Below are 12,146 nucleotides of genomic sequence, written 5' to 3'. Positions count from 1 at the left end.
GCAGCCTCAGGCCTGTTGGAGCTTTTATTCGTCAATCGCTCCGCCCGTGCGGGGCGCGTTTTCCGAAAAGGAGTAACGCCATGCTGGTGATGCGCCCTGCGCAGATGTCCGACCTCGCTGAAGTGCAGCGTCTGGCTGCCGACAGCCCGGTGGGCGTTACTTCGCTGCCGGACGATGCTGGTCGTCTGAGCGACAAGATCGCCGCCTCCGAGGCCTCTTTCGCCGCCGAGGTCAGCTTCAACGGCGAGGAGAGCTATTTCTTCGTTCTCGAGGACACAGCCAGTGGGAAGCTGGTTGGCTGCTCCGCCATCGTCGCCTCGGCGGGTTATTCCGAGCCGTTCTACAGCTTCCGCAACGAGACCTTCGTGCATGCCTCGCGCGAGCTGAAGATCCACAACAAGATCCACGTCCTCTCACTGTGCCACGACCTCACCGGCAACAGCCTGCTGACCAGCTTCTACGTGCAGCGCGACCTGGTCGACAGCCCGCTGGCCGAGCTCAACTCGCGTGGCCGCCTGCTGTTCATGGCCGCCCACCCGGAGCGCTTCGCCGACGCGGTGGTGGTGGAGATCGTCGGCTACAGCGACGAGCACGGCGATTCGCCGTTCTGGGACGCCGTCGGCCGCAACTTCTTCGACATGAGCTACACCGAGGCCGAGCGCCTGTGCGGGCTGAAGAGCCGCACCTTCCTCGCCGAGCTGATGCCGCATTACCCGATCTACGTGCCGCTGCTGCCGGACAGCGCCCAGGAAGCCATGGGCCAGGTCTACAGCCGCGCCCAGGTGACCTTCGACATCCTGATGCGCGAAGGCTTCGAGACCGATCACTACATTGACATCTTCGACGGCGGTCCGACCCTGCATGCGCGCACCTCGGGTATCCGCTCGATCGCGCAGAGCCGCGTGGTGCCGGTGCGCATCGGTGAGCCGGGCAAGGGCGGGCGCCAGTACCTGGTGAGCAACGGCCAGTTGCAGGATTTCCGCGCCATCATCGCCGACCTCGACTGGGTGCCCGGCAAGCCGGTGACCCTGAGTCTGGAGGCCGCCGAGGCGCTGGGTGTGGGTGAAGGCGTGAGCGTGCGCCTGGTTGCGGTTTGATGCGTCAACCCTGCTCCCGCCGGGAGAAGGTGGCCCGCAGGGCCGGATTAGGGCCTTTCCCTCACCCTTGGCCCCGAGTGGGGCGAGAATTCTGGAGGCAATATGATTGTTCGTCCCGTCCGTAGCGCCGATCTGTCGGCGCTGATCGACCTGGCCCGCAGCACCGGCACCGGCCTGACCACCCTGCCGGCCAACGAGGAGCGCCTGTCGCACCGGGTCGGCTGGGCGGAGAAGACCTTCCGTGGCGAGGCCGAACGCGCCGACGCCGACTACCTGTTCGTGATGGAAGACGACGACGGCAAGGTCGTCGGCATCTCCGCCGTGGCCGGCGCTGTCGGCCTGCGCGAGCCCTGGTACAACTACCGGGTCGGCCTCACCGTCAGCGCCTCGCAGGAGCTGAAGATCCACCGCGAGATCCCCACCCTGTTCCTGGCCAACGACCTGACCGGCAATTCCGAGCTGTGCTCGCTGTTCCTGCACGCCGGTTACCGCAGCGGGCTCAACGGCCGCCTGCTGTCCAAGGCGCGTTTCCTGTTCATGGCCGAGTTCCGCGAGCTGTTCGGCAACAAGGTGATCGCCGAGATGCGCGGCATGTCCGACGAGAGTGGTCGTTCGCCGTTCTGGGAGAGCCTGGGTCGGCACTTCTTCAAGATGGAATTCAGCCAGGCTGACTACCTCACCGGCGTGGGCAACAAGGCGTTCATCGCCGAACTGATGCCCAAGTTCCCGCTCTACACCTGCTTCCTCTCCGAGGAGGCGCGCGCCGTGATCGGCCGCGTGCACCCGGACACCGAACCGGCGCTGGCCATGCTCAAGGGCGAAGGATTCAGCTACCAGGGCTATGTCGACATCTTCGACGCAGGCCCGGCCATCGAGGTGGAAACCGACAAGATCCGCGCCGTGCGCGACAGCCAGACCCTGGTGCTGGCCGTCGGTACTCCGGGCGACGACGCCATTCCCTACCTGATTCACAACCGCAAGCGCGAAGACTGCCGCATCACCGCCGCGCCGGCGCGTGCCGCCGCCGGCACCCTGGTGGTCGATCCGCTGACCGCCAAGCGCCTGCAGCTGAGCGCAGGCGCCCAGGTGCGCGCCGTGCCGCTGTCGGCCAAGGAGAGCAAGCAATGACCACTCATTACATCGCCGGCCAGTGGCTGGCCGGGCAGGGCGAGGCCTTCGATTCGCTCAATCCGGTGACCCAGGAAGCCGTGTGGAGCGGCCAGAGCGCTACTGCCGTGCAGGTTGAGCAGGCCGTTGCCGCCGCTCGTGCCGCGTTCCCGGCCTGGGCGCGCCGCCCGCTGGAAGAGCGCATTGCCGTCCTCGAACAGTTTGCCGCCACCCTCAAGGCGCACAGTGACGAACTGGCCCGTACCATTGGCGAGGAAACCGGCAAGCCGCTGTGGGAGTCCGCCACCGAGGTGACCAGCATGGTCAACAAGGTCGCCATCTCCGTGCAGAGCTACCGCGAGCGTACCGGCGAGAAGAGCGGCCCGCTGGCCGACGCCACCGCCGTGCTGCGCCACAAGCCGCATGGCGTAGTCGCCGTGTTTGGTCCTTACAACTTCCCCGGTCACCTGCCCAACGGCCACATCGTGCCGGCGCTGCTGGCCGGCAATGCGGTGGTGTTCAAGCCCAGCGAGCTGACCCCCAAGGTTGCCGAACTGACCGTGAAGTGCTGGATTGAGGCCGGTCTGCCTGCCGGCGTGCTCAATCTGGTGCAGGGCGCCCGCGAAACCGGTGTGGCCCTGGCTGCCAGCACCGGCATCGACGGGCTGTTCTTCACCGGCTCCAGCCGCACCGGCAACCTGCTGCACAGCCAGTTCGCCGGCCGCCCGGACAAGATCCTGGCGCTGGAGATGGGCGGCAACAACCCGCTGGTGGTGGAGGAGGTCAAGGACGTCGATGCCGCCGTCTACACCATCATCCAGTCCGCCTTCATTTCCGCCGGCCAGCGCTGCACCTGTGCCCGTCGCCTGCTGGTGCCGGTCGGTGCCTGGGGCGATGCCCTGCTGGCGCGCCTGGTGGCGGTGGCCTCGAGCCTCAAGGTCGGCGCCTTCGACGAGCAGCCGGCGCCCTTCATGGGCTCGGTGATTTCCCTGGCCGCGGCCGAGCATCTGCTCAAGGCCCAGCGCCACCTGGTCGACAAGGGCGCCGAGGTGCTGCTGGAGATGATCCAGCCGGTGCCGAATGCCGCGCTGCTGACCCCCGGCATTCTCGACGTGACCCAGGTGGCCGAGCGTATCGACGAAGAGTTCTTCGGCCCGCTGCTGCAGGTGATCCGCTATGACGGCTTCGATGCCGCCATCGCCGAAGCCAACAACACCCAGTACGGTCTGGCCGCCGGCCTGCTGTCCGAGTCCGCCGAGCGCTACCAGCAGTTCCTGATCGAGTGCCGCGCCGGCATCGTCAACTGGAACAAGCAGCTGACCGGCGCCGCCAGCAGCGCGCCGTTCGGCGGCGTAGGCGCCTCCGGCAACCATCGCGCCAGCGCCTACTATGCCGCCGATTACTGCGCCTACCCGGTCGCCTCGCTGGAAAGTGAAACCCTGAGCCTGCCCGCCACCCTGACCCCGGGAGTGAGTCTGTGATGTCCGCCTATGAAATGAACTTCGACGGCCTGGTCGGCCCGACCCACAACTACGGTGGCCTGTCCTACGGCAACGTGGCGTCGCAGAGCAACAGCCAGGCGGTGTCCAGCCCGAAGGAAGCGGCCAAGCAGGGCCTGGGCAAGATGAAGGCGCTGATGGACATGGGCTTCAAGCAGGGCGTGTTCGCCCCGCAGGAACGCCAGGACGTCGCCGCCCTGCGCAGCCTGGGCTTTACCGGCACTGATGCCGAGGTGATCGCCCGGGCCGCCAAGGAAGCCATGCCGCTGCTGGCTGCGTGCAGCTCCGCCTCCAGCATGTGGACCGCCAACTCCTGCACCGTCAGCCCCAGTGCCGACACCGCGGATGGTCGCGTGCACTTCACCGCTGCCAATCTCAACTGCAAGTTCCACCGCTCGATCGAACATCCGACCACCAGCCGCGTACTGCGTGCCATGTTCAACAACGACGAGCACTTCGCTCACCACGCTGCGCTGCCGGCGGTGAGCCAGTTCGGCGACGAGGGCGCGGCCAATCACACGCGCTTCTGCAAGAGCTACGGCGAGGCCGGCGTGGAGTTCTTCGTGTTCGGCCGCAGTGCCTTCGACAGCCGCTTCCCGGCGCCGCAGCGCTACCCGGCGCGGCAGACCCTGGAAGCCTGCCAGGCGGTGGCCCGCCTGCACGGCCTGGGTGACGAGGGCGTGGTCTATGCCCAGCAGAACCCGGCGGTGATCGATCAGGGCGTGTTCCACAACGACGTGATCTCTGTGGGCAACGGCGAGGTGCTGTTCTACCACCAGGACGCTTTCCTCGACACCGACAAGGTACTAGTCGAACTGGGCGACAAGCTGGCTCGTCGCGGCGGCAACTTCCAGGCCGTGCGCGTACCGGCCAGCGCGGTGAGCGTGGAGGACGCGGTCAAGTCATACCTGTTCAACAGCCAGCTGCTGACCCGCGCCGACGGCAGCATGCTGCTGATCGTGCCGGAGGAGTGCCGCAACAACGCCAACGTGTGGAACTACCTGAGCGAGCTGACCCGCGGCAATGGCCCGATCCGCGAAGTGAAGGTGTTCGACCTCAAGCAGAGCATGCAGAACGGCGGTGGCCCAGCCTGCCTGCGCCTGCGCGTGGCGCTCAAGGAGCACGAGCTGGCGGCAGTGAATCCGGGCGTGGTGATGACCCCCGAGCTGTTCACCACTCTCAACGCCTGGGTCGACAAGCACTACCGTGACCGCCTGGCGGAAAGCGACCTGGCCGACCCGCAACTGCTGATCGAATGCCGCACGGCATTGGATGAATTGACGCAGATCCTTAAACTGGGCTCCGTCTACCCTTTCCAACTCGCCTGAGAGCACTGAAACATGTCCGACGCCCTGCAACTGATCCTCGAAGACTCCGACGGCACCCAGCTGGAGACCTCCTGCACCCGCTTCGCTGTCGTCTGGCAGGGCAAGGAAGTTTGGATCCAGGCGGTCGGCGACCAGCTGCTGATCGGCGTGGACGTGGAGGAGGGCGATACCGAGTACGCCAACCTGCTGCTGCGCCCGCAGGCCACCAACCTGGTCGGCCTGCAGCTGGAAATGGAACCGGCGGGTCTCGCCGGTGACGACGAGGATCATGTGCACGGTCCCGACTGCAATCACTGAGCCCGACTGAGGTAATCCCATGCTCGCCCTCGGCAAACTGCTCGAACTCACCCTGGCCGGCCGCGAGCCGACCGAGAAGATTCAGCTGACCCGCGAGGGCGCGCGCCTGCACTGGCTGGGCGAGGGTGTGCTGGAAGTGACGCCCACCACCCAGGATGACAGCGGTCTCGACCTACTGCTGTCGGCCGGTATCCATGGCAACGAGACGGCGCCGATCGAGCTGCTAGACCGCCTGTTGCAGGCCATCGCCTCAGGCCAGCTGCTGCCCAGGGCGCGCATCCTGTTCCTGCTCGGCAACCCCGAGGCCATGCGCCGTGGCGAGCGTTTCGTGGAGCAGGACATCAACCGCCTGTTCGATGGCCGCCATGAGCAGAGCAGTGGCTTCGAGGCGCTGCGCGCCAATGAACTGGAGCGCTTCGCGGCCGCCTTCTTCAGCAAGGAAGGCCGGGCGCGCCTGCATTATGACCTGCACACGGCGATCCGCGGCTCGAAGATCGAGCAGTTCGCCCTCTATCCCTACGTCGAAGGCCGCGAACATTCGCGTGCCGAGCTGGCGCGCCTGCGTGCCGCCGGTATCGACGCCGTACTGCTGCAGCGCAAGACCGGCATCACGTTCAGCTCCTACACCTACGCGCGCCTGGGCGCCGAGGCTTTCACCCTGGAGCTGGGCAAGGCGCGCCCCTTCGGCCAGAACCAGCAGGTCAACCTCGATCTGCTGGAGAAGCGCCTGCGCGAGCTGGTGGAGAATTGCGAGCCTCAGGCCGACTCGCTGGACGGCATGCAGCTATTTGCCGTGTCGCGCGAGGTGATCAAGCACAGCGATGCCTTCAAGCTGCACCTGCCGGCCGACATCGAGAACTTCACCGAGCTGGAGCAGGGGTTCCTGCTGGCCGAGGACATCGCCGGTACCCGCTGGCTGGTGGAGGAGGAGGGCGCGCGCATCATCTTCCCCAATCCCAAGGTCAAGAACGGCCTGCGCGCCGGCATCCTGATCGTCCCTACCTCACTCTGACACGGCTCTGCGTGGCGGATTCGGGTCACAAGGTGGCCCGATAGAGGCTTTCTATCCAAATTCCCCGCAAACGGGCTGTCCCTGCAGCGCCGGGCCGATATAATGCGGCCCTTTGCCGGCGTTTGCCGTGCTGTCGTTTGCCTGGATGAAATCAATGAAAAGCGCAGAAATCCGTGAAGCCTTCCTCCGCTTCTTCGAAGAGAAGGGGCACACCCGCGTCGCCTCCAGTTCGCTGATCCCCGCGAACGACCCGACCCTGTTGTTCACCAACGCCGGCATGAACCAGTTCAAGGACTGCTTCCTGGGCCTGGAGAAGCGTGCCTACACCCGCGCTACCACCAGCCAGAAGTGTGTGCGCGCCGGCGGCAAGCACAACGACCTGGAAAACGTCGGCTACACCGCGCGCCACCACACTTTCTTCGAAATGCTGGGCAACTTCAGCTTCGGCGACTATTTCAAGCGCGACGCCATCACCTACGCCTGGGAATTCCTGACCAGCGAAAAGTGGCTGAACCTGCCGAAGGAAAAGCTCTGGGTCACCGTCTACGCCACCGACGACGAGGCCTATGACATCTGGACCCAGGAAGTCGGCATCCCGGCCGAGCGCATGGTGCGCATCGGTGACAACAAGGGCGCGCCGTACGCCTCCGACAACTTCTGGGCCATGGGTGATACCGGCCCATGCGGCCCCTGCACCGAGATCTTCTACGACCACGGCGAGCACATCTGGGGCGGCCCGCCCGGCTCTCCGGAGGAAGATGGCGACCGCTACATCGAGATCTGGAACAACGTGTTCATGCAGTTCAACCGTACCGCGGACGGCGTGCTGCACCCGCTGCCGGCGCCGAGCGTGGACACCGGCATGGGCCTGGAGCGCATCAGCGCGGTACTGCAGCACGTCAACTCGAACTACGAGATCGACCTGTTCCAGAGCCTGCTGAATGCCGCGGCCAAGGCCATCGGCTGCGCCAACGAAGGCCAGGCTTCGCTGAAAGTCGTCGCCGACCACATCCGCTCCTGCGGCTTCCTGATCGCCGACGGTGTGACCCCGTCCAATGAAGGCCGTGGCTACGTGCTGCGCCGCATCATCCGCCGCGCCTGCCGCCACGGTAACAAGCTGGGCGCCAAGGGCAGCTTCTTCTACCAGATCGTCGCCGCGCTGGTGGCCGAGATGGGTGAAGCCTTCCCCGAACTGAAACAGCAGCAGGCGCACATCGAGCGCGTGCTGAAGACCGAAGAAGAGCAGTTCGCCAAGACCCTGGAGCAGGGCCTGAAGATCCTCGAGCAGGACCTGGCCGAACTCAAGGGCAGCGTCATTCCTGGTGACGTGGTGTTCAAGCTGTATGACACCTACGGCTTCCCGGTCGACCTGACCGGCGACATCGCCCGCGAGCGTGAACTGACCCTCGATGAAGAAGGCTTCGAGCGCGAGATGGAGGCCCAGCGCGAGCGCGCCCGTTCCGCCAGCTCCTTCGGCATGGACTACAACAGCCTGGTCAAGGTCGACAGCGACACCGTCTTCCTCGGCTACCAGGGCACCAGCGGCAGCGGCAAGATCGTCGCCCTGTTCAAGGCCGGCGCCGCCGTCGACAGCCTCGCCGAGGGCGAGGAGGGTGTGGTGGTGCTGGATCAGACCCCGTTCTACGCCGAGTCCGGTGGCCAGGTCGGTGATTGCGGCTTCCTGGAAAGCGCCGGTGTGCGCTTCGACGTGCGCGATACCACCAAGGCTGGCGGCGCCTTCCTGCACCACGGCGTGGTGGCCAAGGGCGGCCTGTCCGTCGGCACTTTGCTGAAAGCCGAAGTCGACGCCTCGGTGCGCCAGGCCACTGCGCTGAACCACTCGGCCACCCACCTGCTGCACGCCGCGCTGCGCCAGGTGCTGGGCGAGCACGTGCAGCAGAAGGGCTCGCTGGTCGATAGCCAGCGCCTGCGCTTCGACTTCAGCCACTTCGAGGCGATCAAGCCCGAGCAGCTGAAAGCGCTGGAAGAGCTGGTCAACGCCGAGATTCGCAAGAACTCCGCGGTCGAGACCGAAGAAACCGATATCGAGACCGCCAAGGCCAAGGGCGCCATGGCGCTGTTCGGCGAGAAATACGGCGATGACGTGCGCGTGCTGACCATGGGTGGCGGTTTCTCCGTCGAGCTGTGCGGCGGTACCCATGTCTCGCGTACCGGCGACATCGGCCTGTTCAAGATCACCAGCGAAGGCGGTGTGGCCGCCGGCGTGCGTCGTATCGAGGGCGTTACCGGCGCTGCTGCGCTGGCCTGGCTGAACGGCGCGGAAGAGCAGCTGAAAGAAGCGGCCGTGCTGGTCAAGGGCAGCCGCGACAACGTGCTGGACAAGCTGTCCGGCCTGATCGAGCGCAACCGCCAGTTGGAGAAGGAGCTGGAGCAGCTCAAGGCCAAGGCCGCCAGCGCCGCCGGCAACGACTTGGCCGGTTCGGCCGTGGACGTCAAGGGCGTCAAAGTGCTGGCCGCGCGTCTCGACGGTCTGGACGGCAAGGCCCTGCTGGCCATGGTCGACCAACTGAAGAACAAGCTCGGCAGTGCGGTGATCCTGCTCGGTGGCGTATTCGAGGACAAGGTGGTGCTGGTTGCTGGCGTCACCCAGGACCTGACCGCCAAGCTCAAGGCCGGCGACCTGATGCGTCAAGCTGCCGCCGCCGTGGGTGGCAAGGGCGGTGGTCGCCCGGACATGGCCCAGGGCGGTGGCGTCGATGCCGGCAAGCTGGACGAGGCGCTGGCACTGGCGGCGACCTTCGTCGAACAAGGCGCCTAAAGGCAGCGAAACCAGGGCCCGCAGTGCGTCCGGCGGGCCTTGGCAGTGTGACCCGATGCGGGTTTAATGGGCGCCCTTCGAGGAATCAGGCGGCTTTTTGACATGGCTTTGATCGTACAGAAGTTTGGGGGCACCTCAGTCGGCACCGTGGAGCGTATCCAGCAGGTGGCCGAGAAGGTGAAGAAATTCCGCGAGCGCGGCGACGACATCGTCGTCGTGGTTTCCGCCATGAGCGGCGAGACCAATCGTCTGATCGACCTGGCCAAGCAGGTCAGCGACGGCCAGCCGGTTCCGCGCGAGCTGGACGTGATGGTCTCCACCGGCGAGCAGGTAACCATCGCCCTGCTGGCCATGGCCCTGATCCAGCGCGGCGTGCCGGCGGTGTCCTACACCGGTAACCAGGTGCGCATCCTCACCGACAGTGCGCACACCAAGGCGCGCATCCTGCAGATCGACGACCAGAAGATCCGTGCCGACCTCAAGGCCGGTAAGGTCGTGGTGGTTGCCGGCTTCCAGGGCGTGGACGAGCAAGGCAATATCACCACGCTCGGTCGTGGCGGCTCCGACACCACTGGCGTGGCCCTGGCCGCAGCGCTGAAAGCCGACGAGTGCCAGATCTACACCGACGTCGATGGCGTCTACACCACCGATCCTCGCGTGGTGGCCAAGGCCCAGCGCCTGGACAAGATCACCTTCGAGGAGATGCTGGAAATGGCCAGCCTCGGCTCCAAGGTCCTGCAGATCCGCTCGGTGGAGTTCGCCGGCAAGTACAACGTCCCGCTGCGCGTGCTGCACAGCTTCCAGGAGGGTCCGGGCACCCTCATTACCCTTGATGAAGAGGAATCCATGGAACAGCCGATCATCTCCGGCATCGCCTTCAATCGCGACGAAGCCAAGCTGACCATCCGTGGCGTACCGGATATCCCCGGCGTGGCCTTCAAGATCCTCGGCCCGATCAGCGCCGCGAACATCGAAGTGGACATGATCGTGCAGAACGTGGCGCACGATAACACCACCGACTTCACCTTCACCGTGCACCGCAACGACTACAACAACGCCATGGGCGTGTTGGAGAACACCGCGCGCGAGCTGGGTGCTCGCGAGGTAATCGGCGACACCAATATCGCCAAGGTCTCCATCGTGGGTGTCGGCATGCGTTCGCACGCCGGTGTCGCCAGCCGCATGTTCGAGGCGCTGGCCAAGGAAACCATCAATATCCAGATGATCTCCACCTCCGAGATCAAGGTCTCCGTGGTCATCGAAGAGAAGTACCTGGAGCTGGCCGTGCGCGCGCTGCACACCGCCTTCGATCTGGACGCTCCGGCCCGACAGGCCGAGTGATGCTCTACCTGAAAGGCGCGGCGATCCGCGCCTTTCGTTTTTTTGGTCGGTTTGGCGAGGAACTTTCCTTTTGTCCGGGCTGGTCAATACTTGGGTGAAGGCGTCGCACTTGATATGCGCGGGGCTGCCACCATTTTATTTCTGCAGACTGTTGTCCCGTAATTGAATCCGTAAGGAGAAAGGAATGCTGATTCTGACTCGCCGGGTCGGAGAGACCCTGATGGTGGGTGATGATGTCACCGTCACCGTGTTGGGCGTGAAAGGTAATCAGGTGCGCATTGGCGTCAATGCTCCCAAGGAAGTCGCCGTGCACCGCGAAGAGATTTACCAGCGCATCCAGAAAGAGAAGGGCGACGAACCAAGCCACTAATTTTTCTCGAAATTTTGTCTTTGCAAACGGGGAAAACATGGTTATCATGCGCCCCGTGTTGCGGAGAGGTGGCCGAGTGGCCGAAGGCGCTCCCCTGCTAAGGGAGTACACCTCAAAAGGGTGTCGGGGGTTCGAATCCCCCCTTCTCCGCCATATTCACAACCTTGGTTGTGTTTGCGCTAAGTCCGATAAGTTATTGAAATTATTCGGAAAAGTGCTTGACCTGATGGTTAAGATCACTAAAATGCGCAACCCACGCACTCATAGCTCAGCTGGATAGAGTACCCGGCTACGAACCGGGCGGTCGGAGGTTCGAATCCTCCTGAGTGCGCCATTTTGGAATGGCTTGCAGCGATGCAGGCCATTTTGTTTCAACCAGCGGTGAACTGGTCTAAAAGCGCCACACGCACTCATAGCTCAGCTGGATAGAGTACCCGGCTACGAACCGGGCGGTCGGAGGTTCGAATCCTCCTGAGTGCGCCATACAGCAAAAGGCTCGCAGCGATGCGGGCCTTTTGTCTTTTCAGCGTTTGCCTTTTTTCTTCACGCAGCCGTATTCGTCGAAGTTCACCTGGCGTTTGTTGCCCTTGTCGTCGGCATAGTGATAGCGGGTCTGGCCGTCGTTGGTGGTGATCTTGTCAGGCTTGCCGAGCGCGCTCTCCACGTCGCGCTGGGTCATCCCGCTGCGGATCTGCTGGCGAATCACGGCGCGGCGCCGTTCGCTGCTGCTGAGTTGGTTGCCGCAGCCGTCCTGCTTGGTGCCGACTACGACCAACTGTTCATCCTTCTCTTTGCTCTTGGCCTTGCTGCGCGGCTTCTTGGTCTTGGCCAGGGGCACGGCCTTGCCTTTGCCGGGCGTGGGGTTGTGGGCTTCCTGCAGATCCTGGCTGGCGCTGTCCGGGCAGCCATGCAGTGTGTAGGTGATGTGGCCTTTGCTGTCTTCGCAGCGGAAGACCGTGGAGGCGGATGCCGGGGCGGAAGGGTAGAGCAGAAGTGCGCAAATTCCTGCGCAGATTGAGCGCTGCATGATTCGTCCTCCTTGACGAGTGCCATTGCAGCCTAGTCCCGCTTTTCGATGTTGCCAGCGTGTCTTGTGATCTGACGCATGCGTCGGAAAAGCAGGTTGTGTGCTGGTCTAAGAAAATAGCGCAAGCGCTTGTTCTAGGCTCGATTTTGTCGCGCCGAAACAGGTCGCGGTGCTATCATTGTCGTGTCAGCCCCGCCGGGGCTTGTGGATAACCACCATGGACTTACCCAGTAGTTACTCAAATTTCCTTTCGCCCGATCTGATCGATTGAGCCCCGCGGCGCGCCCTG

10 protein-coding genes and 3 tRNA genes are annotated in these 12,146 nt (G+C 64.4%); 12 read left to right on the top strand and 1 reads right to left on the bottom strand.

Going from position 1 to position 12,146, the window contains the following annotated elements; genetic code table 11:
• Window positions 1-80 precede the first annotated feature (80 nt).
• From aruF to ACOAPY_RS13850, 12 genes are all read left to right on the top strand, one after another.
• Window positions 81-1,097: an arginine/ornithine succinyltransferase subunit alpha gene (gene aruF / locus ACOAPY_RS13905; RefSeq protein WP_021700548.1), complete on the top strand. Its 1,017-nt coding sequence runs from the start codon at window positions 81-83 to the stop codon at window positions 1,095-1,097.
• 102 nt (window positions 1,098-1,199) lie between these two features.
• Entirely contained in the window at window positions 1,200-2,225 is a 1,026-nt protein-coding gene (gene astA, locus ACOAPY_RS13900) for an arginine N-succinyltransferase (protein WP_272793300.1), read from the top strand.
• Window positions 2,222-3,685: a succinylglutamate-semialdehyde dehydrogenase gene (astD, locus tag ACOAPY_RS13895; protein WP_465153645.1), complete on the top strand. Its 1,464-nt coding sequence runs from the start codon at window positions 2,222-2,224 to the stop codon at window positions 3,683-3,685. Before astA ends, astD begins: the two co-directional genes overlap by 4 nt.
• Window positions 3,685-5,031, top strand: coding sequence for an N-succinylarginine dihydrolase (gene astB, locus ACOAPY_RS13890; protein ID WP_465153644.1), 1,347 nt, complete (start codon window positions 3,685-3,687; stop codon window positions 5,029-5,031). The genes astD and astB overlap by 1 nt, the downstream gene beginning before the upstream one ends.
• 12 nt (window positions 5,032-5,043) lie before the next feature.
• Window positions 5,044-5,328, top strand: a complete 285-nt coding sequence (locus ACOAPY_RS13885; RefSeq protein ID WP_465153643.1) for a topoisomerase II — start codon at window positions 5,044-5,046, stop codon at window positions 5,326-5,328.
• Between the two features lie 19 nt (window positions 5,329-5,347).
• A complete protein-coding gene (gene astE / locus ACOAPY_RS13880; RefSeq protein WP_465153642.1) occupies window positions 5,348-6,340 on the top strand; it encodes a succinylglutamate desuccinylase in 993 nt (330 codons plus the stop codon).
• A gap of 154 nt (window positions 6,341-6,494) precedes the next feature.
• Window positions 6,495-9,119, top strand: coding sequence for an alanine--tRNA ligase (gene alaS / locus ACOAPY_RS13875; RefSeq protein ID WP_465153641.1), 2,625 nt, complete (start codon window positions 6,495-6,497; stop codon window positions 9,117-9,119).
• Between the two features lie 102 nt (window positions 9,120-9,221).
• Window positions 9,222-10,460 (top strand): aspartate kinase, encoded by a 1,239-nt coding sequence (locus ACOAPY_RS13870; protein WP_076424773.1) that lies wholly within the window; start codon window positions 9,222-9,224, stop codon window positions 10,458-10,460.
• A 184-nt stretch (window positions 10,461-10,644) separates the two neighbouring features.
• Window positions 10,645-10,830 (top strand): carbon storage regulator CsrA, encoded by a 186-nt coding sequence (csrA, locus tag ACOAPY_RS13865; protein WP_003244478.1) that lies wholly within the window; start codon window positions 10,645-10,647, stop codon window positions 10,828-10,830.
• Window positions 10,831-10,892: 62 nt separating this feature from the next.
• Window positions 10,893-10,983 (top strand) — tRNA-Ser (locus ACOAPY_RS13860).
• Window positions 10,984-11,087: 104 nt separating this feature from the next.
• A tRNA-Arg gene (locus ACOAPY_RS13855) sits at window positions 11,088-11,164 on the top strand.
• Window positions 11,165-11,236: 72 nt separating this feature from the next.
• Window positions 11,237-11,313 (top strand) — tRNA-Arg (locus ACOAPY_RS13850).
• Window positions 11,314-11,353: 40 nt separating this feature from the next.
• Here the strand turns inward: ACOAPY_RS13850 and ACOAPY_RS13845 are convergent.
• A complete protein-coding gene (locus tag ACOAPY_RS13845; protein WP_280053968.1) occupies window positions 11,354-11,857 on the bottom strand; it encodes a DUF4124 domain-containing protein in 504 nt (167 codons plus the stop codon).
• Between the last annotated feature and the right edge of the window lie 289 nt (window positions 11,858-12,146).

Source organism: Pseudomonas stagnisoli (genome assembly GCF_048595745.1).
Lineage (GTDB): Bacteria > Pseudomonadota > Gammaproteobacteria > Pseudomonadales > Pseudomonadaceae > Aquipseudomonas > Aquipseudomonas alcaligenes_A.
This window is presented reverse-complemented; position numbering and strand designations above follow the sequence as displayed.

Coding starts and splice junctions, on each gene's coding strand:
- aruF (WP_021700548.1), top strand. CDS start 81: ATGCTGGTGATGCGCCCTGCGCAGATGTCCGACCTCGCTGAAGTGCAG.
- astA (WP_272793300.1), top strand. CDS start 1,200: ATGATTGTTCGTCCCGTCCGTAGCGCCGATCTGTCGGCGCTGATCGAC.
- astD (WP_465153645.1), top strand. CDS start 2,222: ATGACCACTCATTACATCGCCGGCCAGTGGCTGGCCGGGCAGGGCGAG.
- astB (WP_465153644.1), top strand. CDS start 3,685: ATGTCCGCCTATGAAATGAACTTCGACGGCCTGGTCGGCCCGACCCAC.
- ACOAPY_RS13885 (WP_465153643.1), top strand. CDS start 5,044: ATGTCCGACGCCCTGCAACTGATCCTCGAAGACTCCGACGGCACCCAG.
- astE (WP_465153642.1), top strand. CDS start 5,348: ATGCTCGCCCTCGGCAAACTGCTCGAACTCACCCTGGCCGGCCGCGAG.
- alaS (WP_465153641.1), top strand. CDS start 6,495: ATGAAAAGCGCAGAAATCCGTGAAGCCTTCCTCCGCTTCTTCGAAGAG.
- ACOAPY_RS13870 (WP_076424773.1), top strand. CDS start 9,222: ATGGCTTTGATCGTACAGAAGTTTGGGGGCACCTCAGTCGGCACCGTG.
- csrA (WP_003244478.1), top strand. CDS start 10,645: ATGCTGATTCTGACTCGCCGGGTCGGAGAGACCCTGATGGTGGGTGAT.
- ACOAPY_RS13845 (WP_280053968.1), bottom strand. CDS start 11,857: ATGCAGCGCTCAATCTGCGCAGGAATTTGCGCACTTCTGCTCTACCCT.